This is a genomic window from Streptomyces sp. NBC_01077, assembly GCF_045162855.1.
GTDB lineage: Bacteria > Actinomycetota > Actinomycetes > Streptomycetales > Streptomycetaceae > Streptomyces.
In genome coordinates, this window is record NZ_CP108669.1 from 4,725,306 (window position 1) to 4,751,293 (window position 25,988).

Annotated in this window: 26 protein-coding genes; 5 read left to right on the plus strand and 21 right to left on the minus strand. The window is 71.0% G+C overall.

The window, feature by feature from the left end; all coding sequences use genetic code 11:
* Positions 1 to 6: 6 nt before the first annotated feature.
* The 13 genes from OG462_RS21115 to OG462_RS21175 form a co-directional block, all read right to left on the minus strand.
* Positions 7 to 807, minus strand: coding sequence for a DUF3152 domain-containing protein (locus OG462_RS21115; protein WP_406059718.1), 801 nt, complete (start codon positions 805 to 807; stop codon positions 7 to 9).
* Between the two features lie 363 nt (positions 808 to 1,170).
* The gene (locus OG462_RS21120; protein WP_266893592.1) at positions 1,171 to 1,584 is read right to left on the minus strand and encodes a DUF3151 domain-containing protein; all 414 of its coding nucleotides are present in this window, start codon (positions 1,582 to 1,584) and stop codon (positions 1,171 to 1,173) included.
* Positions 1,585 to 1,759: 175 nt separating this feature from the next.
* Complete coding sequence (locus OG462_RS21125) at positions 1,760 to 3,214, minus strand: MFS transporter (RefSeq protein WP_406059720.1); 1,455 nt, start codon at positions 3,212 to 3,214, stop codon at positions 1,760 to 1,762.
* A gap of 92 nt (positions 3,215 to 3,306) precedes the next feature.
* A complete protein-coding gene (locus tag OG462_RS21130; RefSeq protein ID WP_406059722.1) occupies positions 3,307 to 5,325 on the minus strand; it encodes an Ig-like domain repeat protein in 2,019 nt (672 codons plus the stop codon).
* 132 nt (positions 5,326 to 5,457) lie between these two features.
* A complete protein-coding gene (locus OG462_RS21135) occupies positions 5,458 to 6,633 on the minus strand; it encodes a MalY/PatB family protein (protein ID WP_406059724.1) in 1,176 nt (391 codons plus the stop codon).
* 106 nt (positions 6,634 to 6,739) lie between these two features.
* Positions 6,740 to 7,762 (minus strand): class II fructose-bisphosphate aldolase, encoded by a 1,023-nt coding sequence (gene fbaA, locus OG462_RS21140; RefSeq protein ID WP_406059726.1) that lies wholly within the window; start codon positions 7,760 to 7,762, stop codon positions 6,740 to 6,742.
* 222 nt (positions 7,763 to 7,984) lie between these two features.
* Entirely contained in the window at positions 7,985 to 8,524 is a 540-nt protein-coding gene (gene pyrE / locus OG462_RS21145) for an orotate phosphoribosyltransferase (protein ID WP_328943895.1), read from the minus strand.
* A gap of 35 nt (positions 8,525 to 8,559) precedes the next feature.
* Positions 8,560 to 9,345, minus strand: a complete 786-nt coding sequence (locus OG462_RS21150) for an aldose 1-epimerase (RefSeq protein WP_406066636.1) — start codon at positions 9,343 to 9,345, stop codon at positions 8,560 to 8,562.
* 145 nt (positions 9,346 to 9,490) lie between these two features.
* On the minus strand, positions 9,491 to 10,420 hold the full coding sequence (locus tag OG462_RS21155; protein WP_406059728.1) for an SRPBCC family protein: 930 nt from the start codon (positions 10,418 to 10,420) through the stop codon (positions 9,491 to 9,493).
* 64 nt (positions 10,421 to 10,484) lie between these two features.
* Positions 10,485 to 12,158, minus strand: a complete 1,674-nt coding sequence (locus OG462_RS21160) for a polyamine aminopropyltransferase (RefSeq protein WP_406059729.1) — start codon at positions 12,156 to 12,158, stop codon at positions 10,485 to 10,487.
* 75 nt (positions 12,159 to 12,233) lie between these two features.
* The gene (locus OG462_RS21165) at positions 12,234 to 12,752 is read right to left on the minus strand and encodes a DUF2617 family protein (protein WP_406059731.1); all 519 of its coding nucleotides are present in this window, start codon (positions 12,750 to 12,752) and stop codon (positions 12,234 to 12,236) included.
* A 287-nt stretch (positions 12,753 to 13,039) separates the two neighbouring features.
* The gene (locus OG462_RS21170; RefSeq protein WP_406059733.1) at positions 13,040 to 13,285 is read right to left on the minus strand and encodes a hypothetical protein; all 246 of its coding nucleotides are present in this window, start codon (positions 13,283 to 13,285) and stop codon (positions 13,040 to 13,042) included.
* An 81-nt stretch (positions 13,286 to 13,366) separates the two neighbouring features.
* Positions 13,367 to 13,633 (minus strand): hypothetical protein, encoded by a 267-nt coding sequence (locus tag OG462_RS21175; RefSeq protein WP_406059734.1) that lies wholly within the window; start codon positions 13,631 to 13,633, stop codon positions 13,367 to 13,369.
* Between the two features lie 68 nt (positions 13,634 to 13,701).
* Here OG462_RS21175 and OG462_RS21180 point away from each other — a divergent pair, with 68 nt between their 5' ends.
* Positions 13,702 to 14,880, plus strand: a complete 1,179-nt coding sequence (locus OG462_RS21180; RefSeq protein WP_406059736.1) for a pyridoxal phosphate-dependent aminotransferase — start codon at positions 13,702 to 13,704, stop codon at positions 14,878 to 14,880.
* A 103-nt stretch (positions 14,881 to 14,983) separates the two neighbouring features.
* Here the strand turns inward: OG462_RS21180 and OG462_RS21185 are convergent, their stop codons facing one another.
* On the minus strand, positions 14,984 to 15,517 hold the full coding sequence (locus OG462_RS21185; RefSeq protein ID WP_406059738.1) for a YbjN domain-containing protein: 534 nt from the start codon (positions 15,515 to 15,517) through the stop codon (positions 14,984 to 14,986).
* Between the two features lie 107 nt (positions 15,518 to 15,624).
* Here OG462_RS21185 and OG462_RS21190 point away from each other — a divergent pair, with 107 nt between their 5' ends.
* On the plus strand, positions 15,625 to 16,077 hold the full coding sequence (locus OG462_RS21190) for a hypothetical protein (RefSeq protein ID WP_406059740.1): 453 nt from the start codon (positions 15,625 to 15,627) through the stop codon (positions 16,075 to 16,077).
* Between the two features lies 1 nt (position 16,078).
* On the opposite strand, the gene clpB is transcribed toward OG462_RS21190, so the two are convergent.
* Complete coding sequence (clpB, locus tag OG462_RS21195) at positions 16,079 to 18,670, minus strand: ATP-dependent chaperone ClpB (protein ID WP_406059742.1); 2,592 nt, start codon at positions 18,668 to 18,670, stop codon at positions 16,079 to 16,081.
* Positions 18,671 to 18,793: 123 nt separating this feature from the next.
* On the opposite strand from clpB, the gene OG462_RS21200 reads away from it, so the two are divergent.
* Complete coding sequence (locus OG462_RS21200; RefSeq protein WP_406059744.1) at positions 18,794 to 19,198, plus strand: pyridoxamine 5'-phosphate oxidase family protein; 405 nt, start codon at positions 18,794 to 18,796, stop codon at positions 19,196 to 19,198.
* Between the two features lie 136 nt (positions 19,199 to 19,334).
* Here the strand turns inward: OG462_RS21200 and OG462_RS21205 are convergent, their stop codons facing one another.
* Entirely contained in the window at positions 19,335 to 19,655 is a 321-nt protein-coding gene (locus tag OG462_RS21205; protein ID WP_030323603.1) for a hypothetical protein, read from the minus strand.
* A complete protein-coding gene (locus tag OG462_RS21210; RefSeq protein ID WP_406059746.1) occupies positions 19,652 to 19,915 on the minus strand; it encodes a hypothetical protein in 264 nt (87 codons plus the stop codon). The genes OG462_RS21205 and OG462_RS21210 overlap by 4 nt, the downstream gene beginning before the upstream one ends.
* A 107-nt stretch (positions 19,916 to 20,022) precedes the next feature.
* Here OG462_RS21210 and OG462_RS21215 point away from each other — a divergent pair, with 107 nt between their 5' ends.
* A complete protein-coding gene (locus tag OG462_RS21215; protein WP_355956823.1) occupies positions 20,023 to 21,027 on the plus strand; it encodes a helix-turn-helix transcriptional regulator in 1,005 nt (334 codons plus the stop codon).
* A 5-nt stretch (positions 21,028 to 21,032) separates the two neighbouring features.
* Positions 21,033 to 21,506 carry a hypothetical protein gene (locus tag OG462_RS21220; RefSeq protein ID WP_406059747.1) on the plus strand — a complete coding sequence of 158 codons (474 nt, stop codon included), beginning with the start codon at positions 21,033 to 21,035 and terminating at the stop codon, positions 21,504 to 21,506.
* A gap of 122 nt (positions 21,507 to 21,628) precedes the next feature.
* Here the strand turns inward: OG462_RS21220 and OG462_RS21225 are convergent, their stop codons facing one another.
* The 4 genes from OG462_RS21225 to dnaK form a co-directional block, all read right to left on the minus strand.
* Positions 21,629 to 22,072, minus strand: a complete 444-nt coding sequence (locus OG462_RS21225) for a heat shock protein transcriptional repressor HspR (RefSeq protein WP_015034631.1) — start codon at positions 22,070 to 22,072, stop codon at positions 21,629 to 21,631.
* A gap of 4 nt (positions 22,073 to 22,076) precedes the next feature.
* A complete protein-coding gene (gene dnaJ / locus OG462_RS21230; protein WP_406059749.1) occupies positions 22,077 to 23,258 on the minus strand; it encodes a molecular chaperone DnaJ in 1,182 nt (393 codons plus the stop codon).
* A 75-nt stretch (positions 23,259 to 23,333) separates the two neighbouring features.
* Positions 23,334 to 23,978, minus strand: coding sequence for a nucleotide exchange factor GrpE (gene grpE / locus OG462_RS21235; RefSeq protein WP_406059751.1), 645 nt, complete (start codon positions 23,976 to 23,978; stop codon positions 23,334 to 23,336).
* Positions 23,978 to 25,825 carry a molecular chaperone DnaK gene (dnaK, locus tag OG462_RS21240; RefSeq protein ID WP_406059753.1) on the minus strand — a complete coding sequence of 616 codons (1,848 nt, stop codon included), beginning with the start codon at positions 25,823 to 25,825 and terminating at the stop codon, positions 23,978 to 23,980. Before dnaK ends, grpE begins: the two co-directional genes overlap by 1 nt.
* Positions 25,826 to 25,988 lie beyond the last annotated feature (163 nt).

Genomic DNA, 25,988 nt, shown 5'->3' on the forward strand with positions numbered 1-25,988 from the left:
AGCGCATCATGACACGATCGGCCCGGCGATGTAGCTCCCGTCTTCGTCATACGGAAACGCGTTCGAACGGCATCCGTTCAGGCCCTTGATCTGCTGCATCATCGCGGGCGCGAGCTTGCCCGGACCCGGGCAGTCCATGTGCTGCCGGATGCCGATCTCGTGCCCGACCTCGTGGTTGATGATCAGGTGCCGGTACTCGGCGGCCTCCCCCGCGAAGGTCGGCGAGCCCAGCATCCACCGTTTCAGGTTCACCACGACCCCGTCGGTGGTCTCGCAGTTCAGCTCACCGTGGGTGTTCAGGCCCTGCCGGAGGCAGAGCGCGTCGGCCGTGTCCGGGGTGGCGATCCGGATGACGAAGTCGGCGTCCTCCGAGACCAGCTGGAAGCGGCCCCGGCCGTGCGCGGCCCAACCGCGCGGATGCGCCAGGATCTGCTGGATCTCGGCGGCCGTCTCGCGCGCCGACAGCTCGATGCCCTCCTCGACCTGGACCCGGTAGCGGCGCAGGACGCCGCTGTCGCCGACCGGCGTGCCGGTGGCCTGCGCGGTGGTGAAGGTCCCGGCGCCGGACTTCGGCACGGTGGGCGGCTTCTTCGAGGTCGGCTTCGGGGTCGACCTCGGGGTCGACCTCGGCTTCGGCGGCGGCTTCGGCTTCGCCGTCGTGGGCCGGGGGGTGGGGGTGGTCTTCTTCGGGGCCGGGCTCTCGGTCGTCGGCACCGGCGCGGGGGTGGTGGCCGGGGCGGCGGTGTCCTCGGGCGGCGGGCCGTTGAAGTGGGCGAGGGCGACGCCTGCGCCGAGCGCGACCGTCATCAGGACCAGCGTCGGCAGGACGAGCCGGCCGGGACCGCGTCTGCCTCTGCCCCGCCGCCGGCTCTGCGTTCGTCGCCGTCCAGCGGATGCGGCACGCTTGCCCACGACAGACTTCTCCCCTGCGTCGGCCGGCAGTGGGGGAAGAGGGAATGGGGCCTCGGCACCGGCGTGTTCGGTCCTTCGGTCCCGGGGATCGTACCGGCCCTGCTCGAACACCCTCGAACGGACCGGGGGGTCTGCCCGGATTTCCCCCGGTCCGTCGGACAGGGCGAAATCCGGACAGCGTCAGACGGCTTCAGACAGCCGGCTACAGGCAGCCGGACGGTGTCCGAGTGTCCGACGGCCTTCAGCGGACGGACGACCTCAGCCGAGCGTCTCCGCCGCGGTCTCCGAGGAGTCCCGCAGGAAGGTCGTGCAGCGCTCGTACTCGTCCTTCTCGCCGATCTCGCCGGCCGCGCGGGCGAGCGAGTGCAGCGCGCGAAGGAAGCCGCGGTTCGGCTCGTGCTCCCACGGCACCGGGCCGTGGCCCTTCCAGCCGTTGCGGCGCAGCGCGTCGAGGCCGCGGTGGTAGCCGGTACGGGCGTAGGCGTACGACTCGACGACCGAGCCGCGCTCGTACGCGTCGTCGGCGAGCTGGGCCCAGGCGAGCGAGGAGGTCGGGTACTTCGCGGCGACGTCCGCCGGCGCCGTACCGTTCGCGAGCAGCTCGCGCGGCCCCGGGTCGTCGGGCAGGTGGGTGGGGGCGGGACCCCCCAGGAGGTTCTCATGCATGGCCATGGGGCCCAGTCTGCCTCAGTCCCGGGGGCGGAAACCCGGCGACCGGAGGCCCCCCGGCGGAAAACACCGGCCCGCTCACGAGCACCGGCCCGCTCACGAGCACCTCACCGCCCCGGCCCGGCTCCCCCGGGGCCCACCGCCCCCGCCCCGGCTCCCCCGAGGCGGCCCGCCCCGCTCAGGCCGGCGCGTCCCGCTGCCCCGGGTCGAGCGGCGGGGACGTCACCCCGCAGTGCACCTTGCACTCCGGGTGGCAGTCCGCCCGCGCCGGGGTCCGCATCGTCGTCCAGGCGATCACCGCGCCCACCACCAGGATCCCCGCGCACATCGGCATCGCCCGCCGGAACGTCGACCCGAACTCCTCCGCGGAGAGGTACGCCTCCGGCCCCATCCCGGCGAGCATCGGCAGCGCCGCCACCGCGAGCAGCCCGGCCGCCCGCGCCGCCGCGTTGTTGATGCCGCTGGCCAGGCCCGCCCTGGACACGTCCACCGAGGCGAGCACGGTCGCGGTCAGCGGGGCTACCAGGGCCGTCATACCGAGCCCGAGCACCAGAAGGGCCGGCAGCACGTCCCGTACGTACGAGGCGTCCTCGCCGACCCGGAGCATCAGGAGCATGCCCGCGGCGCACAGCAGCGGCCCCACCGTGAGCGGGATCCGGGGCCCGATCCGCTCCCCCAGCTCCCCGGACTTGGCCGAGAACAGCAGCATCAGGACGGTCGTGGGCAGCAGGGCCGTACCGGCGCCGAGCGCCGAGTAGCCGGCCACCACCTGGAGCTGGAGGGCGGCCAGGAAGAAGAAACCGCCGAAAGCGGCGTACACGCACAGGGTGACCAGGTTGACCGCCGTGAACATCCGGGACGCGAAGATCGACGGCGGCACCATCGCCGACTCGCCGCGCCGCCGCTCCGTCCTCACGAACCAGACCCCGACGAGGATCCCGGCCGCCCCGGCCCACCAGGCCTCGCCGATCAGCGCGTAGGTGACGAGCGCGAGGGCCGCCGCGCCCAGGACCGCGCCGAGCACGTCGAAGCGGCCGTGCGCGGTCTCGTCCCGCGATTCGGGCACGTGCCGCAGGGCGATGGGGACGCAGAGGGCGGCGAGCGGCACGTTCAGCAGGAACACCCACCGCCAGCCGGGACCGTCCACCAGCCAGCCGCCCACGAACGGCCCGATCGCCGCCCCGACACCACCGAAGCCGGACCACAGCCCGACCGCCTTGGCCCGGTCGTCCTCGTGGAAACTCGCCTGGATCAGCGCCAGGGACCCGGGGGTGAGCAGCGCGCCGCCCACCCCCTGGAGGGCGCGGGCGCCGATCAGGATCCCGGCGTTCGGGGCGAGCCCGCACAGCAGCGAGGCGAGTGCGAACCACACCACGCCGATCACGAAGACACGGCGCCGCCCGAACCGGTCGCCGAGCGCCCCGCCGAGCAGGATCAGACCCGCCAGGGTGAGCATGTAGGCGTTGACCGTCCACTGGAGAACGGCCATGTCGGCGCCCAGATCGGCGCCGATGTGCGGCAGGGCCACATTGACGACGGTGGAGTCGAGCAGCGCCATCCCGGACCCGAGGACGGTCGTGAACACGATCCATCGCCCGGTCCTCGAAGCCAACCGCACGTCCCGCACGCCCATGCCAGCATGATCCCGCGAACACCGGAGCCCCGCCCGCCGGAAGGGCGGACGGGGCTCGTCGGGTCACTCGCGGTCGACCGCTCGGGCGTGCCTCAGCGGGTGAAGTCGAAGTACTTCCACGCGCCGTAGGAATTCGTGTTCACGCTGTCGCCGGACGAGCCGTCGATGTACGCGGAACGGACCCGGAACCGGTAGCCGGCCGCGCCGTCGCCGTCGATCGTCACGTACGCCATGCCGTTGGCGTTCAGCTTGAAGTACTCCGAACCGGCGCTGCGCCACGCGCCCTGGTACCAGAGCTCGAGGTCGAGCCGCGTCTTGCGACCCGGGTACGAGTTGTGCCAGGCGGCGATCATCGGGTCCGCCGTCTGGTGGTACGTCTGGTACGAGGTGCTGCCGATCCGTGTCCACTTGTAGTGACGGGACAGGGTGGTCGTCACTCCCGCCCGCGTGTACACGGCCGACGCGGCCGAGACCGCGGAGCTGCGGGTGTCACCGGCGAAGACCGCGGTCACCCAGGTGTCCCGGGTCATCTTGAGCGACGTCGACAGCTTGCCCGCGGAGTTCACCGTGCCGCGCTTGAGCAGCCGCTTGGGCTCCGAGCCGCTCGGGTCGGCCCAGAGCTCCACCACACGGTTCTTGTACGTCGGGCCGAGGGTGGCCGTGTACGTCACGGCGGTGTTGAAGTTGACGACGAGCCCGTGGCGGTCGAGCTTCAGCGCGGTCTTGAACGGGGTCACCTTGACGAGCGCCGTGCCGCTCGCGCCCATGTGCGTCGCGTCGCCCGTGTACGCCACCTTGTACGTGACGTTCCCGGCCGCGGTCGGGGTGTCGGCGAACGAGAACGTGCCGTTCGCCCCGAGGTTCCTCGTCCCGAGCGCCTTGCCCTTCGGGAACTCGGCGTCGTACCGCGTCACGGTGAGCGGCGTACCGGCGGGCAGCCCCAGCGTCGCCGCGACCGTGCCGGAGACGGTGATCGCCTTGAGGACGGCCACGGTGGCCGGGACCTTCACGGTGACCGTCGGCAGGGACTTGGTGGGCGTGTCCAGGACGTGCAGGCGGGCGCTGCCGCCGCTGAGGACCGCGGTCACCGCGAACAGGCGGCTGCCGCCCGGCTCCCAGGCGAGGGAACTGTTGGCGAGGCTGTCGCCGCCGCTGGTGTTCCCGGTGCCGGGGAAGTCGTACTGCCGCACGGCCTTCGTCTCGCCCGGCCGGTAGACGAACACGTCCGGGGCGTACCAGGCGTCGGAGCCGGCCGCCACGGTGCCGTCGGGGGCGACGGCCACGGCGGTGCCGTGGTACTCGCTGGCGTAGGACGGCAGCTCGGCCATGTCGGTGGTCCGCCACACCCGGTGGCGGTTGCCGGCGGTGGCCGTGATGAGCTTGCCGCCGTCCGGGGTGAAGGCGAGGTCGTTGGCCATGCCCACCGAACCGACGTCGGCGGCGGTGCGCGCGGTACGGGCCGCGGTGCCCGTGGACACGTCGTACGTGCCGAGCAGGAACCGGTGGTAGTACGAGGACATCGCCGCGAAGGCGTTCGGGTCCGTCGGCGAGGAGACGAGCCTCGGGGCGCCCGAGTAGTTCAGCTCGGTGTCCTGGGCCAGGGTCACCACGGGTTCGGCACCGGCGGTGTCGACCGAGCCGATGTCGCCGTGGTCGCCGTTGCCGTAGCCGAACCAGATCTTGCCGCCCGCGAGAGCGACGTACTGCGGATCGGTGCCCTCGCCGGTCGCGTAGCGGGCGGTCTCGGTCACCGCCTGCGCGTCCAGGGCGACGACGGCGTCGATGCCCGGAACAGCGGCGTACAGGCTCCCCGCATCGGCGGAGAGCACCAGCCCGGTGACCCCGGGCAGCCCGGTGACGGTGCGCAGCACCGTGCCGGAGTAGTCGGTCACGACGACCTTGCCGAGGTACGGGTCGCTGATGAAGATCTTCCGGTGGACACCGTCCACCACCATGTCGCCCACGGACGACATCGGAAGGGCCTTGCTGCTGTCGGCGGCCGCCTGGCCGGCCGTGCCCGCGACGAGCGCCGCGGAGCTGAAGAGGACCGCGAACGACGTCGCGGCCGAGAGAACGCGCTTGCGCACGATGAAGAGCCCCCCAAAGAGCATGCTTCCGGCCCCTCAACACGGGGCACGGTGCACGAAGACTAGAACACGCCTGCGACACACCGCCTCCCGGTATCCGCACCGCGCACGACCGGGGCCGCCGCCGTCCCCTCAGGCCTTCCGCAGCCGTCCCCCTCAGGCCTTCCTCAGCCGCCCCGCCGCGCGCACCAGCGCGTCCACGCCCCGCTCGGCCTTCTTCCTCGGACAGCCCACGTTCAGCCGGACGAAGCCGGGCGTGCCGTACACCCCGCCCGGCATGATCGCGACCTTCTCGACCGCCACCAGCTCCTCCTGGAGCCTGGACTCCTCGATACCGAGGGGCCTCAGGTCGATCCATGCCAGATAGCCGGCCTGCGGAGGCTCCCAGACCACTCCCGGCAGCCCCTCGGCCAGCCGCTCCCGCACCGACTCCATCGTGCCCGCCACATAGGCGCGCAGCTCGTCCAGCCAGCCGGCGCCGTGCCGGTACGCGGCGATGTGGGCGGTCAGCGAGAGCACCGCCGGCGAGGCGAGCCCCTCCCCGGCCTCCATGCGCCTGACGAAGGTCTCGCGCTCGTCGGGGTCGCCGATGATCCCGTACGAGCCGGAGAGCGCGGGGAAATTGAAGGCCTTCGTGGCCGAGGTGATCAGAGCCCAGCGGCGGCCCCGGCCCGGCTCGGCCATCCGCGTCCACGGGATGTGGCGGTGGCCCTCGGTGGTCAGGTCCGCGTGGATCTCGTCGCTGACGACGGCCACGCCGTGGAGCTCGGCGAGCGCGGCGAAGGCCGTCAGCTCGTCCTCCGTCCACACCCGGCCGGTCGGATTGTGCGGGGAGCAGAGCAGCAGCATCCGGCTGTCCGGCCGGGCCAGCTCCCGTTCGAGGGCTTCGAGGTCCCCGAGCGGTACGCCGCGCAGCTCGCGCCCGAGCCCGGTGACGGCCTTGCGGAAGCCGTCGTACGTGGGGGTGTGGACGACCACGCCGTCGCCGGGCTCCGTCCACATCCGCAGCAGCTGCGAGAGCTGGTTGAGCACGGAGGGCGCGTACACCAGGGACCCCGGGTCGATCCCGGTGTCGTACCGACTCGCGTACCAGTGCCGGATCGCCTCGCGGAAGTCTCCGAGCCGCCAGTCCGAGTAGCCGAAGACGCCGTGGTCGACGCGGTCACGCAGGGCCGCGAGGACCTCCGGCGGGGAGGCGAAGTCCATGTCGGAGATCGTGAAGGGGAGCAGGTCGGGCACGCCGAAGCGGTCCGCGATCCCGTCCCACTGGACCGACCAGGTCCCGCGCCGGTCGATCTCCCGGTCGAAGTCGTACGTCGCCGCCACCGTCATCCTCCTCCAGACATGCCGAGGGCCCGGCACCCCCCACGCCAGGGTGGAGGTACCGGGCCGCTCGTACAACGCCTACTTCTCGTGACGCCTGCTTCTCGTACAGCGCTTACTTGAGCTTGGTGCCGGTCGAGCGCAGCGCCGCGCACGCCTCGGTCACACGGACGGCCATGCCGGCCTCGGCCAGCTTGCCCCAGGTGCGCGGGTCGTAGGTCGACTTGATGCCGACCTCGCCGTCGACCTTCAGGACGCCGTCGTAGTTCTTGAACATGTGGTTCGCCACCGGACGCGTGAAGGCGTACTGGGTGTCGGTGTCGAGGTTCATCTTCACGACGCCGTTCTCCAGCGCGGTGGCGATCTCCTCGGCCGTGGAGCCCGAGCCGCCGTGGAAGACGAAGTCGAACGGGGAGGCCTTGCCGTACTTCTCGGCGACACCGGCCTGGAGGTCCTTGAGGAGCTCCGGGCGGAGGACGACGTTGCCCGGCTTGTAGACGCCGTGCACGTTGCCGAAGGAGGCGGCGAGCAGGTAGCGGCCCTTCTCGCCCAGGCCGAGGGCCTCGGCGGTGCGGAGCGCGTCGTCGACGGTGGTGTACAGCTCGTCGTTGATCTCGTGGGTGACGCCGTCCTCCTCGCCACCGGTCGGGGTGATCTCGACCTCAAGGATGATCTTGGCGGCGGCGGCCTTCGCGAGCAGCTCCTGGCCGATGGCCAGGTTGTCGGCGAGGGTCTCGGCGGAGCCGTCCCACATGTGCGACTGGAACAGCGGGTTCCGGCCGGCCTTGACGCGCTCGGCGGAGACGTCGAGCAGCGGACGGACGTAGCCGTCCAGCTTGTCCTTCGGGCAGTGGTCGGTGTGCAGCGCGACCGTGATGTCGTACTTCGCGGCGACGATGTGCGCGAACTCGGCCAGGGCAACGGCGCCCGTGACCATGTCCTTGTTGTACTGGCCGCCCAGGAACTCGGCTCCGCCGGTCGAGATCTGGATGATGCCGTCGCTCTCGGCCTCCGCGAAGCCGCGCAGCGCGGCGTGCAGGGTCTGGGACGAAGTCACATTGATGGCCGGGTAGGCGAACTTGCCTGCCTTCGCCCGGTCGAGCATCTCGTTGTAGACCTCGGGGGTTGCGATGGGCATTCGTCCGCTCCTTGTGATGTGCGGGGTGTGTGCGTTGCTGTCCCTGACCTGGGGGCGACGTCATCGTCGACGCCCATCCTTCCAGACTCTTCTCCGGGCTCCCACGGGCACGGCATGCCAAGGGGCGGGGTGTTTCACGTGAAACACCCCGCCCCTTGCAAAAAATGCAGGTCAGGACCGCTCTCGCCCGGGTCCGGGACCTAAGTCACGACTTCGCGGCGGTTACGCCAGGTCGAGATCGGCCAGCTGGTAGCCCGTGAGGTACGCCAGACCCGCCCCGGAGATGGCCTCGGCGGCACCCCGGTCGACGATCGTGGCCACGGCGACGACCTCGCCGCCGGCCTCGCGGACGGCCTCGACGGCGGTCAGCGGCGAGCCGCCGGTGGTCGAGGTGTCCTCGACCACGAGGCAGCGACGGCCCTTCACGTCCGTGCCCTCGATACGGCGCTGCATGCCGTGCGCCTTCTGCGCCTTCCGTACGACGAAGGCGTCGAGGCGCTGCCCGCGCGCGGCGGAGGCGTGCAGCATCGAGGTGGCGACCGGGTCGGCGCCCAGGGTCAGCCCGCCGACGCAGTCGAAGTCCAGGTCGGCCGTGAGGTCGAGCATGACCTGACCCACCATCGGCGCGGCCTCGCCGTCCAGCGTGATCCGGCGCAGGTCGATGTAGTAGTCGGCTTCCAGACCCGACGAGAGGGTCACCTTGCCGTGCACCACGGCCTTGTCCTTGATCTGCTGGAGCAGCTCAGCGCGTACGTCAGTCATGGTCAGCAGCTTAAGGGGCGCCGCGGGGACACCGCTCAGAGACGGCGCCAGCTCCAGGTGCTCTCGACCTCCAGGGGATCGATCAGGGTGACCAGGCGCGGGTGGGTGTTGAGGCCGTTCGGCGGGCCCGACTGCGGCTCGACGCAGACGGCTTCCTCGGGCTCGTCGTAGATCACGACCCACTCGGCGCGGCTTGCGACCTTCAGCTCCAGCTCCTCCGGCCAGGTGAGGGTGACATCGACGCCCTCGGGCATGCCGAAGCAGTCGTCCCAGGGGCCGGGGAGGGGGTCGATGCGGCGGCCGGTGGGGAGGTGGTTCTCCCCGCGCTCCTCCTGCCAGGCGGCGGTGAAGTCGAGCCGCACGTCCTGACCGCCCTGCCCGAGGTTCCGCAGGAACCAGGGGTGCCAGCCGGCCTGGGCCGGGAAGGAGTCGTCCGAGGTCTCGACCCCGAAGCGGAGGGTGAGGGAGTCCTCGGCCAGCTCGAAGACCTGGGTGACCTTGCCCCGGTACGGCCACGGGTCGTCGAGCTCGCAGATGAAGACGGCCTCGGTCTCGGAGGCCTTGACGGTCTTCCAGGCGAGGTCGCGGACGGTGCCGTGGATGGCGTGCGGGGGTGCGTTGACCGGCAGCTGGTGGGTGGTCGCCCCGTTGCGGAAGCGGCCGTTCTCGGTCCGCCCGCACCAGGGCACCATCGGGAAGCTTCCGAACCGCTCGCCCTGGCGCAGCACCTCGGTGCCGCCGATGCGCAGGCTCTCGATCCGGCAGCCGTTCTCGGGGCTGATGGTCAACTCGGCGTCGCCCGCCGTCAGTCGCGTCTGCATGCTCACGCCCTGACCCTAATCGTGCGAGACCTCGAACGCGGCCGACCGTTTCCGGGCATTTTCAGAGCATGTCGCAGGGCGTGGGTCGGGGTGCGTCGCAGCGGGTGGGGCAGGGTGCGTCGCGGGGCCTGCCTCGGCTCATGTCTCAGCGGCGGCGGCGCAGTGCGCGGCCGACGACCACGGCGGAGGCGAGCGCGAGGGCCGCGGCCGGGGCGATCCAGCGCAGGGTGGCGCCGGCACTCGACGCCTCGGGAGCGGGAACGGGGGCGTACCGGCCACGCGGTGGCGCGTGGTCGACCTCCTCGGCGCTCCGACCGATCATGGTCCGGCGGGCGTGGGCGGCCTCGGCGGCGGGCTGCGGGGCGGGGAACTCGATGGGGGTGTCGCCGAAGTCCTCGTCGAGGAGGGGATCGAGGGCGGGCGGCGGGACCTGCGCGTCGAAGACGGAACTCCGGTGCGGCTCCTCGACACCGTCGTCGACCCCGTCGTCGTCGGAGTCGGGCTCGGCGGCGGCATCGGCGGCGGCAGCAGCTTCGGTCTCTGCGCCGGCATCGGCGGCGGCAGCAGCTTCGGTCTCGGCAGCGGCATCGGCGACGGCAGCTGCTTCGGTCTCGGCAGCGGCCGCGTCCTCGGAGGACGACTCCGGCTCCTCCGCAAGGGCCGTCAGCGCCTCCACGAACTTGTCGAGCAGCCGTGCGCCCGCCGTGGACCGGGCCTCGTCGGTCACCTCGGCGAGCCGGCCGGCCGCCGTCAGGGCGCCGGTGAAGGTCAGGCCGGTGCCCTCGGCCACCGGAGTGAGGACGACGGTGAGCGACAGCTCCGCCGTGCCCTTGCCCCGGGCCTCGGTCCCCCGGCCCTCGTAGGTGATGGCACCGTCCCGCTCGACGACCTTCAGGGCGCCCCGGTAGGTGATGGTGTTGCCGCCGACCCGCACCTTGAGCCGGCCCGTGAGCGGGCCCGCCTCCGCGTCGGCGTCCCGCTGGAGGCCGGGGACGCAGCGCACCACCCGGGCCGGGTCCGTGAGCGTCGCGCGCAGAACCTCGGCCGGGACCGGGACGAACACCTCATGCTCCATGGAAGCCGAGCCTACTCAGGCCGGGGCGCGGCGTCGCCTGTTCGGCACGGGAGCCCCGTCGTCCTCAGCCGCCGTACCGCGGGTGCACCAGGGTCGACGGGGGCAGTTCGGTGCCCCGGCCGCGCTCGGCGCGGCGCGCCGCGGCCTCCAGGGTGCCTTCGCCGAGCGACCGCAGCCGGGGCGCGTCGGCGGCGAGACCGAGGGCGGGCGGGCGGCTGCCCGGCACGGCCAGGAGGAAGCCCCAGTCGCCGGGCCCCTGCCCCGTACCGCTGGTGCGGTCGGCGCGGTCGGGTCCGGCGGCGAAGCCGGGGGTACGGCCGCTCGCGCTGTACGGGCGGGTGGCGAAGCCGGCCGCGTGCAGGGTGGCGTCCACGGTCCAGTAGGTGCGGGGCCGGTCGGCGACGGATCCGGCGTGCACGGCGAAGCGTCCTGAGGGGGTGAGGACCTGGGCCACGAGCCCGTAGAACTCCTCCGAGTACAGCTTGGTGCTGGGGGTGATTCCGGGGTCCGGCAGATCGGAGATCACCACGTCGTACCGTTCCTGCACACGATCCGTGGCCCCCCGGAGCCAGTGGAACGCGTCCGCGTAGACCACCCGGACGCGCGGGTCCCGGAACGCCTGCGCGTTGAGCGTGGCGAGGGCCGGGTCCGTACGGGCGAGGCGGACGACGCCGGGATCGAGTTCGACGACGGTGACGGAGCGGACCCCGGGGTAGCGCAGGGCCTCGCGGGCGGCCATGCCGTCCCCGCCGCCGACGATCAGCACGCGTGCGTGCGCGCCGTTCATCGCGGGGTGCACGAGTGCCTCGTGGTAGCGGTACTCGTCCTGGCCGGCCACCCGGAGGCGGCCGTCGAGGAACAGGTCGGGCGGGCTCTCGCGGCCTCCGGTCACGACCACCTCCTGGAGTTCGGTGTGGACGGCGACCCGCACCTGCTCCCCGTACACCGCCCGGCGCGCGGCCTGTTCGAAGTCGTCGACGAGCACGGTCGCCGTCGCGAGGACGGCCAGGACCGAGACGTTCACCGCGACGAGCAGGATTCTGGAGCGGGTCGTCAGGTCGCGGCGGAACACCCACAGGACGAGGCCGCCGCCCGCCACGGCGTTGACGGCGCCGGTGACGAGGGCGCCGGTGAGCTGGCCGAGCCAGGGCAGCAGCAGAAAGGGGAAGGCCAGGCCGCCGACCAGCGCGCCGACGTAGTCGGCGGCGAAGAGGTCGGCGACCGTCCCGGCGGCGTCGTCCTGCTCCCCGAGCGAGGCCTTCCGCCCGGACCGCCCCGACCGGTCGCCCCGCTGTATGAGCGACATCAGGAGGGGGATCTCCGCGCCGATGAGCACTCCGATGGCGAGCGAGAACGCCACAAGGACGTACCGCGATTCACCGAACCAGGCGAAGGCCGCGTACAGCACCATCGCCGAGCAGCCGCCGATGAGCGCGAGCCCTGCCTCGACCAGGCCGAAGCCGACGGCGGCGCGGCAGCGCAGCCCTTTGGCGAGGAGCGAGCCGACCCCCATGGCGAAGACCATCACGGAGAGCACGACGGAGGCCTGGGTGACCGAGTCGCCGATCAAGTAGGAGGCGAGCGCGACCAGTTCGAGTTCGTAGACCAGACCGCAGGCGGCGCAGACGAAGACCACCGCGAGGACCGGGAACCGCACCGTCTGGCGCGGCGGCTCGGGCCGCCGCACGGGCGCCCGCCGCACCCTCTTGGGTGGCATGGTCACGGTCGGCTCGATCATGACCGTAACGCTACGTCACGGCTCGGGCGCCCCTTGTCACCCACACGAGTGCATCTGGAGCTCCGGGAGGGCGCATTAGAGCGTTGCAGGCATACGTACACCGATACGGGTCCTGGTCACCACCAACTGCCCTTCCTGCGGGTAGGCATGCCAGGTGCGCCAGCGCACCTGGCCCTCGTGGCGCTGCGCCAGCATCGCCGTGAAGGCGTGCGGCGAGCCGGGGAAGGTCCCCGCGAGTCCGTTGGGGTGATCGGCGACGAGCGCCAGCAACTCCTGTGCGCGGCCCGCGAAGGAGCCGTGCGAGAGCGTCTCGACGCGGGCGGCGAATTCGTACTCCCATTCGCCGACGCGCTTGGAGACGCCGAGCGGCAGCGGCGTGCTGCTGCCGGGCATACAGGCGACGGTCTCCGAGCAGCTGCGGCCCTCCTCTTCCAGGAGCACCTGGTGGGAAGCGCCGAGCAGTCTCAACTGGAGCTTGGCGCCGGAGAGTTGGAGGTCGAGCACGGCGAGGGCGGGCAGCGGCTCGCGCCCGAGGGCCCAGGCCAGATCGGCCGCGCGCGTGTCGGTGTAGGAGGTCTTCAAGGTGGTGAGCATGGGTCGGCTCCGCAAACACGGTTTGACGGGTGGGCCGGGGGCGCCCCGAAGAGGGTTCAACGGGAGTGGGGAATCGCCGTCTCGGGTCCACACACGGTCCGAGGGCTGTCTCTGTCAGGAGCGAGAGAACCACGGACGCCGGACGACTCGCAGCGTTTTTACCCAACTTGCTGTGTTTTCCAACCCCTTCGGGGACCCAACAGTTCAATTGTTCAATCAGAATCGATCGCCATGTCCGCGCCGATTGCCGACGTCACGTGCCACGCGCCTGCGCAGCCGACCTTCGCTCAGCTGCCGCCGCCGCAGCCGCCCCCGCCACCACCGCAGCTGGAGGAGCCGCCGCAGGAGCTGGAGCCCCCACCACAGCTGCTCCCCCCGCCGCCGTCGGCCCAGGTGATGCTGCCGCCGCTGCCGTCCGAGCTACGGCCCTTCCTCCGGCCACCACGCCGGCCGGCGTGGCCGGTGCCGCGGCGGACGACGGAGACCAGGCCGATGAGGATGGCCGCCCCGATGAAGACGATGAAAGGTTCCATCTGTACTACCCCCGTTCTTCTGTGCGAGGGAGATGCCCTCTGCGGCTCTCCCCCAAAGACGACTTGAGCGATTCCAGAGCTTCAGCTGCACGAGGAGGAGCTGGAGCAGCTCGAAGAGGAGCAGGACGAGCTCGAACACGAGGAGCTGGAGCAGGACGAGGGCGACGAGGACGACGAGCAGGAGGAGGCGGACGAGGTGGACGACGAGGAGGTCGATCCCGTCGAGCCGGCCCACCAGCTGTCACCGCCGCCCGAGCCGCGCGGGGCGTCCCTCAGCCCCCACGCGAGGATCGCCACCCCGATCGCGATCACGACCGCGATCCCGAAGATGATGAATGTGATGCTCATGCCAGGGCGATCCCCGTTCCCCCCTCTCGCCAAAGCGCACTTGAGGAACTCCAGAGCTTCGCCGCAGGATGGCAGTCATGACACGACCGCTGCTCAACCGCCGCCTCGCCGAGTTCGGGACGACGATCTTCGCCGAGATGTCCGCACTCGCCGCCAGGACCGGGTCGATCAACCTCGGCCAGGGCTTCCCCGACACCGACGGCCCCGAGGAGATCCGGGAGGCCGCGGTCCGCGCGGTCCGGGACGGCCGCGGCAACCAGTACCCGCCCGGCCCCGGCGTCCCCGAGCTGCGGTCGGCGATCGCCGACCACCAGCGGGAACGGTACGGCCTCACGTACGACCCGGACACGGAGGTGCTCGTCACCGCGGGCGCCACCGAGGCGATCGCAGCGGCGCTGCTCGCCCTGGTCGAGCCGGGCGACGAGGTGATCGCCCTGGAGCCGTACTACGACTCGTACGCCGCCTGTGTCGCGATGGCCGGCGGGACCAGGGTCCCCGTCACCCTCCGCCCCCACGAGGGGAGCTACGTCCTCGACCTCGACGAACTGCGCGCCGCCGTCACCGACCGGACCCGGCTGATCCTCCTCAACACCCCGCACAACCCCACCGGCACGGTCCTCACCCGGGACGAGCTGACCGCCGTCGCCGAGCTCGCGATCGAGCGGGACCTGCTCGTCGTCACCGACGAGGTGTACGAGCACCTGGTCTTCGACGGAGCCGAGCACGTGCCGATCGCGAGCCTGCCGGGGATGCGGGACCGCACGGTCACCATCGGCTCCGCCGGCAAGACGTTCTCGCTGACCGGCTGGAAGGTCGGCTGGATCACCGCGAGCCCCGAGCTGACCGCCGCGGTCCGCTCGGCCAAGCAGTTCCTCACGTACGTGTCCTCCGGCCCGTTCCAGTACGCGATCGCCGAGGCGCTCCGCCTCCCCGCCGCGTACTTCGACACCCTCCGCGCGGAGCTAGCGGCCAAACGGGACCTGCTGAGCGAGGGCCTCGCGCAGGCAGGCTTCGAGGTCTACCGCCCGGCGGGCACCTACTTCGTCACCACCGACATCCGCCCCCTCGGCGCCGAGGACGGCTTCGCCTTCTGCCGCTCCCTGCCGGAACGCGCCGGGGTCGTCGCCATCCCCAACGCCGTCTTCTACGACCACCGCGAGGCGGGCGCCCCCTTCGTCCGCTTCGCCTTCTGCAAGAAGACCGAGGTCCTGGAGGAGGCCGTCTCCCGGCTCAAGCGCCTGGCCTGAGGCGGATCCCCCGGACGCACGAAAGCCCGGCCGGGGCCGTGACCACAAGGATCACGGCTCCCGACCGGGCTTCGTCGTGCTGCGGGCTGGGGGCGAAGGAGGCTCAGGCCTCCTCGTCGCCCGCCTTCTCCTCGGGGGTCTCCAGCCCGAACTGCTCGACGATCCACTTGTCGAACTCGATGGAGGCGCGGACCCAGCTGACCGTGGAGGACACGAAGTGCTCCAGGGCGACGCCGGTGCCGATCAGCATCTGGGCCTCACCGATGAGGCGGAGGGTGGCGGAGCCGTCCTCCTCCTCGTGCAGGTGCGTGTAGACCTTGGGCCACAGGGTGCGGCGGTTCCAGTCGTCGATCGCGTCGAGGACCTTGGCACGGTCGTCGGCGGAGTGCGGGCGGTCGTAGAACGTCCGCACCGAGAAGACCTGCTGCTCGTCCTCGCCGCGGAACATGAAGTACGTGCGGAATTCCTCCCACGGCGCCGCGAGGTCACCCTCGTCGTCGACGACGTACTTCAGCTCCATCTGCTCGAGGAGCTGCTTGACGAGGTCCTGGTCGGGGACGACGGGGCCCGCCGGTCCTGCGGCCTGAGGCTGGGGCTGGCCCCCGAAATTCGGAATCGAGGACGGGTCGATGCTCACCGTGTATTTCCCTTCGTACGGATGCTCGCCATCCTCCCCCATGCCGGGCGGTACGTGGCAAGTCCCACCTCCCGCGATCCGCTGCGGGCTGACAAGATCTGGTCCTCATGGGGGAGAAAACGGCGAAGAACACCGGACCGGTGAAGCCGCGCACGTGGACCTGGGTGTGGGTCTCGGTGGCGGTGACGCTGTTCTGCGGAGGGCCGATGGCCCTGCTGGCCTGGGGCGCGATGGCCTGGAGCGAGATCGGTGAGTCGAAACAGGTCGACTGCGCCGAGGTGATGACCTTCGCGCGGGGCAGCCTCCCGGTGAGCGCCGAGGACGCCCGCTGCACGGCCGCCCACTGGCAGGACACCCAGGCCACGGCCGAGTTCCGGATGCCACGCTCCGAGATCGGGGGGTGGCTGGAAGCGACCTATCCGACAGGAAAGCCCTCGTTCTCCTGCGAGCAGGACCGGTGCGTGGACGTGTCGTTCGACGAGATGCTCTACGTGCACCTGCGGGTCACGTACGAGGACGGCGACACCGCCCTCGTACGTGTGCAGGCCTTCGACACCTGAGCTACCGCGCCGCCCCGACGATCAGGCCGTCCTCGAAGCGGTCCACGCGGACCGTGTCGCCGTCCTGGACCTCGCCCGCGAGGATCTCCTTGGCGAGCCGGTCGCCGATCGCCGTCTGGATGAGACGGCGCAGCGGCCGGGCGCCGTACGCCGGGTCGTTGCCCTCCTCGGCGAGCCACTCCAGGGCGTCCGGGGTGACGTCCAGGGTGAGACGCCGCTCGGCGAGCCGCTTGGCGAGCCGGTCGATCTGGAGCCGGGCGATCCGGCCCAGCTCGGCCCGGTCGAGGGCGGAGAAGACCACCAGGTCGTCGAGCCGGTTGAGGAACTCCGGCTTGAAACTCGCCCGGACGACGTCCATGACCTGCTGCTTCTTCACGTCCTCCGAGGTCAGGGGGTCGACCAGGTACTGGCTGCCCAGGTTCGACGTGAGGATCAGGATGGTGTTGCGGAAGTCCACCGTCCGCCCCTGCCCGTCGGTCAGACGTCCGTCGTCCAGGACCTGGAGCAGGACGTCGAAGACCTCCGGGTGCGCCTTCTCCACCTCGTCGAGCAGGACCACGCTGTACGGGCGGCGGCGGACCGCCTCCGTGAGCTGGCCGCCCTCCTCGTACCCGACGTAGCCGGGAGGCGCGCCTACCAGCCGGGCGACGCTGTGCTTCTCGCCGTACTCCGACATGTCGATGCGGATCATGGCCCGCTCGTCGTCGAAGAGGAAGTCCGCGAGCGCCTTCGCCAGCTCCGTCTTGCCGACACCCGTGGGGCCGAGGAAGAGGAAGGAGCCGGTGGGGCGGTCGGGGTCGGCGATGCCCGCGCGGGTGCGGCGCACGGCGTCGGAGACGGCCTGGACGGCCTCGGACTGGCCGATCAGCCGCCGGCCGAGCTCGTCCTCCATGCGCAGCAGCTTCTGCGTCTCGCCCTCCAGGAGGCGCCCGGCGGGGATACCGGTCCAGGCGCCGACCACGTCCGCGATGTCGTCCGGGCCGACCTCCTCCTTGACCATGGTGTCCTTGCTGGACTCCTGCTGGGCCTCGGCCTCGCTCGCCTCCTCCAGCTCCCGCTCCAGGGCCGGGATCTCCCCGTAGAGCAGCTTGGAGGCGGTGTCGAAGTCGCCGTCGCGCTGCGCCCGCTCGGCGCGGCCGCGGGCCTCGTCGAGACGCTCCTTCAGCTCGCCGACCCGGTTGAGGGACTGCTTCTCCTTCTCCCAGCGGGCGGTCAGGCCGCGCAGCTCCTCCTCGCGGTCGGCGAGGTCGCGCCGCAGCTTCTCCAGGCGCTGCTTGCTCGCCGCGTCCGTCTCGTTCTTGAGGGCCAGCTCCTCCATGCGGAGCCGGTCCACGGAGCGCTGGAGCTCGTCGATCTCGACGGGCGAGGAGTCGATCTCCATGCGGAGCCGGGAGGCGGCCTCGTCGACGAGGTCGATGGCCTTGTCGGGGAGGAAGCGGGAGGTGATGTACCGGTCGGAGAGGGTCGCGGCGGCCACCAGGGCGGAGTCGTTGATCTGCACCTTGTGGTGGGCCTCGTACCGGCCCTTGAGGCCGCGGAGGATCGCGATGGTGTCCTCGACGCTCGGCTCGGCGACCAGGACCTGCTGGAAACGGCGCTCCAGGGCGGGGTCCTTCTCGATCCGCTCGCGGTACTCGTCGAGGGTGGTCGCGCCGACCATGCGCAGCTCACCGCGGGCCAGCATGGGCTTGAGCATGTTGCCCGCGTCCATGGCGGAGTCGCCGCCGGCGCCCGCGCCGACGACCGTGTGCAGCTCGTCGATGAAGGTGATGATCTGGCCGTCGCTCGCCTTGATCTCGGAGAGGACGGTCTTGAGGCGTTCCTCGAACTCGCCGCGGTACTTGGCTCCGGCGACCATCGCGCCGAGGTCGAGCGAGACCAGTCGCTTGTTCCTCAGCGACTCGGGTACGTCGCCCTTCACGATCCGCTGGGCGAGGCCCTCGACGACGGCGGTCTTGCCGACGCCGGGCTCACCGATGAGGACCGGGTTGTTCTTGGTGCGGCGGGACAGCACCTGCACGACGCGGCGGATCTCGTGGTCGCGGCCGATGACCGGGTCCAGCTTGCCCTCGCGCGCGGCGGCGGTGAAGTCCGTACCGAACTTCTCCAGCGCCTTGTACTGCCCCTCCGGGTCGGGTGTGGTCACCCGGCGTCCTCCCCTGCTCTTCTCGAAGGCGTCGAGCAGCTTCGATGCGCTCGCGCCCTGCGCGTCGAGGATCTCACCGGCCTGGCCGCCCTTGGCCGCGATCCCGATGAGGAGGTGCTCGGTGGAGAGGAAGTCGTCGCCGAGCTCCTTCGCCCGCCGGTCGGCGTCGGCGATGACCGCGAGGAAGTCCCGGCTGGGCTGCGGGGGCGCGACCGTGGACCCGGTGACGCTCGGCAGGGCGGCGAGCAGCCGCTCCGCGCCGGCGCGCACGACCGCCTGGTCGGCCTCGACGGCGGCGAGCAGGTCGGTGATGTTCTCGTTGTCCTGACCGGTCAGCAGCGCGAGCAGAAGGTGGGCGGGGGTCAGGTCGGCGTGCCCTTCGGACACGGCGCTGCTGCTGGCCGCGTTGATCGCGTCCCGGCTCCGGTTGGTCAGTTCGGCGTCCACGTGCGGTGCTCCTCCTGGGGTTTCAGTGGGTCCTCTCCCTTTATGACCCCTCCAGAGTACACAAAGTTGAGTCCAGTGCGCTCAAGGTACCGCCGGGACTCCTGCGCCGGGTAGTTTCCGTGCATGGCGACCGACCCGAGGAACCCCTCCGACTCGTACCTCAGCTTCTGGCGCGAGTACCACATGAGCACCCTGACCACCCCGCGCCCCGACGGCACCCCGCACGTCGTCGCGGTGGGCGTCACGTACGACCCCGAGAGCGGGTACGCGCGGGTCATCACCAACAAGCACAGTCGGAAGGTGGCCAACGTCCTGGCGGCGGGCGCGGACGGCGCGCGGGTCGCGGTCTGCCAGGTCGACAAGGGGCGCTGGGCCACCCTGGAGGGCGTCGCGCGCATCCGCACGGAGGCGGAGGTCGTCGCGGACGCGGTCGCGCGCTACGCGGACCGCTACGGGCGCACGCCGGCGGAGAACCCCGACCGGGTCGTCATCGAGATCGCCCTCACCCGGGCGATGGGACGCGCCTGATCCCGTACGCGAAAGCCCGGATGATCCCCGTACGGGAAAATCCGGGCAGCACAACGGCGCCATCGCGTTTCAGGTCCGCGATGGCGCCGCTGTGTGGGGGAAGTGCCGGAGCGATCTACAACGACGGGGGAATCGCTCAGGCACTGCGGGGGGTGGCGGTGATGGTCTCGGGCTCGATCAGCTGGTGGTCCCGCTGGTCGAGATTGACGAAGATCATGCCGTACCGGATGGCACAGCGGATCGGCTGTGGGGCGCCGCGGGGACGGCGGAGGCAGCGGTAGGCGCGGACATCCTCGTCCTGCTCCCGTGCCACGACGATCGGCTCTCCGAAGAGGGTGATCTTCAACGCGTCGCCACGGTGGGGGATTGCCGTGGCGAGGTCGACGAAGTGCCATCCGGACCGGTAGGCCGAAGCCATCTCCCGGCGGAACCTGGGGTCGTCCGGCGGCACGGTCACGCGCCCGCGCCCTTGGTGGCGAACTCCCACGAGGGCTCGCCGGAAGCCGGGAGCGCGATGTCCCTCGGCGAGCTCTCCCACGAGGGTTCGTCGGGTGCCGCCACCACGTCGTGCGCCGGTGTGCTCTCCCACGAGGGCTCGTCCGGCCCCGCCACGGAATGCGCCGGGGTGCTCTCCCACGAGGGCTCGCCGACGGCGAGTGCGCCGAGAGCAGCCGCCGCAACGGCTATGGCGCTAAGTGCACGAACCATCCTGGTCATGGCCGATCTCCACCTCTTTTGATCACTACCTCCCCCCCGCGAGTAAGACGATGGCTCACTCCCGACCCTTTCCACCAGCCAAGCCGGGCATCATGTTCCTGTAATTCATGACCCTGAGGGGGGTGCAAATGAGGCGAGAATGCGACGAGTCCGGTCATAAGCACAGTCACGGTGAACTATGCGACGTGGGCAAGGAGCTCTATGCGAGTGCGCTCCGCACCGGCCGCATAGCCCGCGCCGACGCCGAAGCGGCCCCCTGCCTGAGGGAACTCTCCCTCCTGCACCCGGACCCGGACGACAGCCAGTGCCTGCGTCCCGTGCCGCCCTCGATCGCCCTCAACCAGCTCGTGCACCCCATCGAGCAGGAGATACAGGTTCGCCGGCAGCACGCGTTGGCCCTCGCGGACGCTTTCGAGCCGTTCATGGCGATCCACACGCAGGATCCTTCCGGCGCCCAGGCGATCACGGTCCTCGAAGGCCTCAGCGTCATCAACGCCGCCCTGGACCGCGCCATCAACGAGTGCACCGAGGAACTCCTCACCATCCAGCCCGGCAGCGGCCGCCGCCCCGAGACCCTCGAAGCCGCCCTGCGCCGCATGGAGCCGCTGCTCGACCGCGGTGTCCGGATGCGGACGCTCTACCAGCACACGGCACGGCACCATCCCGCCACCCTCGCCTACGTCGAACGGGTCGCACCCTACGGGCTGGAACTGCGCACCCTCGAAGAGATCGTCGACCGGCTGATCATCGTCGACCGCAAGGTCGCCTTCGTGCCCGCGCGCAGCGACCGCCAGGTCGCCCTCGAACTCCGCCACGAGGGACTCGTCCAGTATCTCGTCGGCGTCTTCGACCAGTTCTGGCTGCACGGCGTGCCGTGGGAGGACGAGATCCCCTACAGCCCCTCCGTGGACGGCATAGGCGGCGTCCAGCGTTCCATCGCCAAACTCCTCGTCGAGGGCCATGTCGACGAGGCCATCGCCCGCCGTCTCGGCATGAACGTGCGCACCTGCCGCGCCCACATCGCCAAACTCGCCGCCGCCCTCGGCAGCGGCAGCCGGGCCCAACTCGGCTACCTGATCGCCCAGTCGGGCATCCTCGAGGGAGACAACTGACCACCGTGTACGTCCAGATCGACCTCGACGGGCCCGCCGGGACCCTCCGGGTCTCCGGGCACGAGCTGCCCACCGTGGAGCTCGTACGGGCCCCCGGGACCCGCCCCGACGCCCACACCCCGATAGGGACCCGCAAGCCCGCGCTGCTCGCGCTGACGGTCGACGGAGAACCCGCCGCCGTCACGCCGGCCCGCGCGCGCCTCCTGCGCCGCTCCTACCGGGTGGACGTCCGCGTGGACGGCATCCGCTACCGCCTCGTCCCCTCCTCGCACGCGGACAGCCGGCTCACCCGCGACGGGCGGCGGCTCGGCACCCTGGAGTCCTCGGGGGACGGCAGGGTCGACGCCGACTGGGACCCGGCCGCCGCCCCCACCCCGCTCGACCAGGCCGTCGGCACCGCGCTCGCCGCCGCGTTCGGCACGGGCGCCGCGCCGTGGTGGGAGACCCTCGGCGACATCGTGGCCGAACTCATCCCGTGACCCGGGTACGGCGAAGCCCCCTCCACACGGGGTGAAGGGGGCCACGTCCGTTCAGGTACTGCTCGCCGCGCGTTCGAGAACCACTCGCGGCGTTCGGGGACTGATCCCCGCGCGTTCGGGGACTACTCGCCGCGCTTGGGACGCCAGACCACCAGGGCGCTCGCCTGCTGCACGTCCTGGTACGGCACCAGATCGCGCCGGTACGAGGCGTGCACCTGGGCCTCGCGCTGCCGCATCGCCGCCGCCGCGCCGTCGACGGCCGCCGACAGCTCCGCGATCCGGCTCTGCAACGCCGCGACCTGGTTCTCCAGTTCGATGATCCGCTTGATCCCGGCCAGGTTGATGCCCTCGTCCTGCGACAGCTGCTGCACCTGACGGAGCAGCTCGATGTCGCGGGCCGAGTAGCGCCGGCCGCGGCCGGCCGTACGGTCCGGGGAGACCAGACCGAGACGGTCGTACTGCCGCAGGGTCTGCGGGTGCAGACCCGAGAGCTGGGCCGCCACCGAGATGACGTACACCGGCGACTCGTCGGTCAGTTCGTACGGATTGCGTCGGCGCCCGTCCACCGGGTCACGCTCCCTTCGCGGCCTGGAACAGCTCCGCCCGCGGGTCCTCGGAGGCGGTCGCCTCGCGGTAGGTCTCCAGGGCGTCACGTGCCTTGTCGTCCAGCTCCTTCGGCACCGCGACCTCGACCGTCACGAGCAGGTCGCCGCGCGTGCCGTCCTTGCGGACCGCGCCCTTGCCCCGGGCGCGCATGGTCCGGCCGTTCGGAGTGCCCGCGGGCAGCTTGAGGGTGACCGCGGGGCCGCCGAGGGTCGGCACCTTGATCTCGCCGCCGAGCGCCGCCTCCGTGAAGGAGACCGGCACGGTGACGGTGAGGTTGTCGTCCTTGCGGCCGAAGACCGGGTGGGTGTCGACGTGCACCACGACGTACAGATCGCCGTTCTGCCCGCCGCGCTCGCCCGGCGCTCCCTTGCCCCGAAGACGGATCTTCTGGTTGTCGCTCACACCCGCCGGGATGCGGACCTGCATGGTGCGCGAGGACTTGGCGCGGCCGCTGCCCTTGCAGACCTCGCAGGGGTTCTCGGCGATGAGGCCGCGGCCCTTGCAGTCCACGCACGGGTCGGTGAGCGAGAAGCCGCCGCCGCTGCCGCGCGAGACCTGCCCGGTGCCGACGCAGGTCGGGCACACCCGGGGGGTGCCGTTCTTGTCGCCGGTGCCCGAACACGCCGTGCACGGCTGCTGGCTGGACATCCGCAGCGGTACGGTCGCGCCCTCGATGGCCTCGGTGAAGCTGAGCGTCACCTCGGACTCGATGTCCTGACCGCGCCGCGGCTGGGTACGGGTGCCCGCACCGGCGCCGCGGTTGAACAGGCCGCCGAACACGTCCCCGATGCCGCCACCGCCGCCGCCGAAGCCGCCGGCCCCGCCCTGGGCGCCGCCTCCGAAGAGGTCGCCCAGGTCGAAGTTGAACGAGCCGCCGCCCCCGGGACCGCCGGCCCTGAAGCCGCCGTTCCCGAAGAGGGCGCGGGCCTCGTCGTACTCCTTGCGCTTCTTGGCGTCGCCGAGGATGTCGTTCGCCTCGGAGATCTCCTTGAAGCGCTCCTCGGCCTTGGCGTCGTTCTTGTTGGCGTCCGGGTGGTTCTCGCGGGCGAGCTTCCGGTACGCCTTCTTGATCTCGGCCTCGGTGGCGTCCTTGGGGACGCCGAGAACCTTGTAGTAGTCCTTCTCGACGAAGTCCTTCGTGCTCATCGACGTCCCTCCTTCCGGACTGCTCCGGGGTCTGTCACCGGTCCGGGGCGTGTCACCGCTCCGGGGTGGGTCGCGCTACCCCTCTTCGGGGGCACCGCTCTCCTCGTCAGTGGACGACTTCGCGTCGTCCTTGGCCGCTGCCGCGCCCGGCTGGGGCTCGGCCACGGCCACGCGGGCGGGCCGGATGGTCCGCTCGCCGATCCGGTACCCAGGCTGCAGGATCGCCACGCACGTCGTCTCGGTGACGTCCGGCGCATACGAGTGCATCAGGGCCTCGTGGATCGTCGGGTCGAAGGGCTCGCCCTCCTTGCCGAACTGCTGCAGACCCATCTTGGCGACGACGGTCTCCAGCGATTCGGCCACCGACTTGAACCCGCCCACCAGCTCGCCGTGGTCCCGGGCCCGGCCGACGTCGTCGAGCACGGGAAGCAGATCGGTCACGAGGCTCGCGACGGCGATCTCCTTGACGGTGACCCGGTCCCGCTCCACGCGGCGGCGGTAGTTCTGGTACTCGGCCTGGAGCCGCTGGAGGTCCGCGGTGCGCTCTTCGAGCGCCTTACGGGTCTGGTCCAGCTGCGCCAGCAGGGCTACGTCCGTAGCGTCCCCGGCCGGGGCCGCCCCCTCCGCCTTGTCGGCGGAAGCGGCGGCCTCGGTCTCCTCGGGCGTGCCGTCGGCGGGGACGTCGGGCTTCTCCTCGAAGCCCGGGGTCTCCTCCGACATCAGGCAGCGCCGCCCTTCGGCTTGTCCTCGTCGACGATCTCGGCGTCGACGACGTCGTCGTCGGCCTGGGTCTGCTGGCCGGCACCGGCGTCGCCGCCCGCGGCCTGCGCGCCCTGGGCGTCGGCGTACAGCGCCTGGCCGAGCTTCTGGGAGACGGCCGCGACCTTCTCGGTGGCGGTGCGGATCTCCGCGGTGTCCTCGCCCTTGAGCTTCTCCTTCAGCTCGACGAGCGCGGCCTCGACCTCGGCCTTGACGTCACCGGGGACCTTGTCCTCGTTGTCCTTGAGGAACTTCTCCGTCTGGTAGACGAGCTGCTCGCCCTGGTTGCGGGACTCGGCGGCCTCGCGGCGACGGTGGTCCTCGTCCGCGTACTGCTCGGCCTCCTGGCGCATCCGGTCGACCTCGTCCTTCGGCAGCGAGGAGCCACCGGTGACGGTCATCTTCTGCTCCTTGCCCGTGCCGAGGTCCTTCGCGGTCACGTGCATGATGCCGTTGGCGTCGATGTCGAAGGCGACCTCGATCTGCGGGACACCACGCGGGGCCGGCGGCAGACCGGTCAGCTCGAACATGCCGAGCTTCTTGTTGTACGCCGCGATCTCGCGCTCGCCCTGGTAGACCTGGATCTGCACGGACGGCTGGTTGTCCTCGGCCGTCGTGAAGATCTCGGACCGCTTGGTCGGGATCGTGGTGTTGCGCTCGATGAGCTTGGTCATGATCCCTCCCTTGGTCTCGATGCCGAGGGACAGCGGGGTCACGTCGAGGAGCAGGACGTCCTTGACCTCACCCTTGAGGACACCGGCCTGGAGCGCGGCGCCGATGGCGACGACCTCGTCCGGGTTGACGCCCTTGTTGGCGTCCTGACCGCCGGTCAGCTCCTTGACGAGCTCGGCGACGGCCGGCATACGGGTCGAACCACCGACGAGAACGACGTGGTCGATCTCGGAGAGGTTGATGCCCGCGTCCTTGATGACGTTGTGGAACGGCACCTTGCAGCGGTCGAGCAGGTCCGAGGTCAGCTGCTGGAACTGGGCTCGCGTGAGCTTCTCGTCCAGGTGCAGCGGGCCCTCGGCGGAGGCCGTGATGTACGGCAGGTTGATGGAGGTCTCGGTCGAGGACGAGAGCTCGATCTTCGCCTTCTCCGCGGCCTCGCGGAGACGCTGGAGAGCCATCTTGTCCTTGGCCAGGTCCACGCCGTGACCGTTCTGGAACTGCGTCACCAGGTAGTCGACGACGCGCTGGTCCCAGTCGTCACCACCGAGGTGGTTGTCACCGTTGGTGGCCTTCACCTCGACGACGCCGTCGCCGATCTCCAGGAGGGACACGTCGAAGGTGCCGCCACCGAGGTCGAAGACGAGGATCGTCTGGTCGTCCTTGTCGAGGCCGTACGCCAGGGCGGCCGCGGTCGGCTCGTTGACGATGCGCAGGACGTTGAGGCCCGCGATCTCACCGGCCTCCTTGGTGGCCTGACGCTCGGAGTCGTTGAAGTACGCCGGAACGGTGATGACCGCGTCAACGACCTTCTCGCCCAGGTACGCCTCGGCGTCGCGCTTCAGCTTCTGCAGGATGAAGGCGCTCATCTGCTGCGGGTTGAAGTTCTTGCCGTCGATCTCGATCTTCCAGTCGGTGCCCATGTGGCGCTTGACCGACCGGATGGTCCTGTCGACGTTGGTGACGGCCTGACGCTTGGCCACCTCGCCGACGAGCACCTCGCCGTTCTTCGCGAAGGCGACGACGGACGGCGTGGTCCTGGCGCCCTCGGCGTTGGTGATGACGGTGGGCTCGCCGCCTTCCAGAACGCTGACGACGGAGTTAGTCGTGCCCAGGTCGATGCCGACCGCACGTGCCATTTCAATTCCTCCAGCTGACGTACTTGAGTGGATCTGACTCAAGGATGCATGACGGTCCTCGATGAGTCAACAGACCTGAGCGGGGGCGACTCAACTCTTCGCCGTTTATCTCGCTCATACGGAGCCTGGCGCGCGTCGATCCCGGACCGGACGGGGTGCCGCA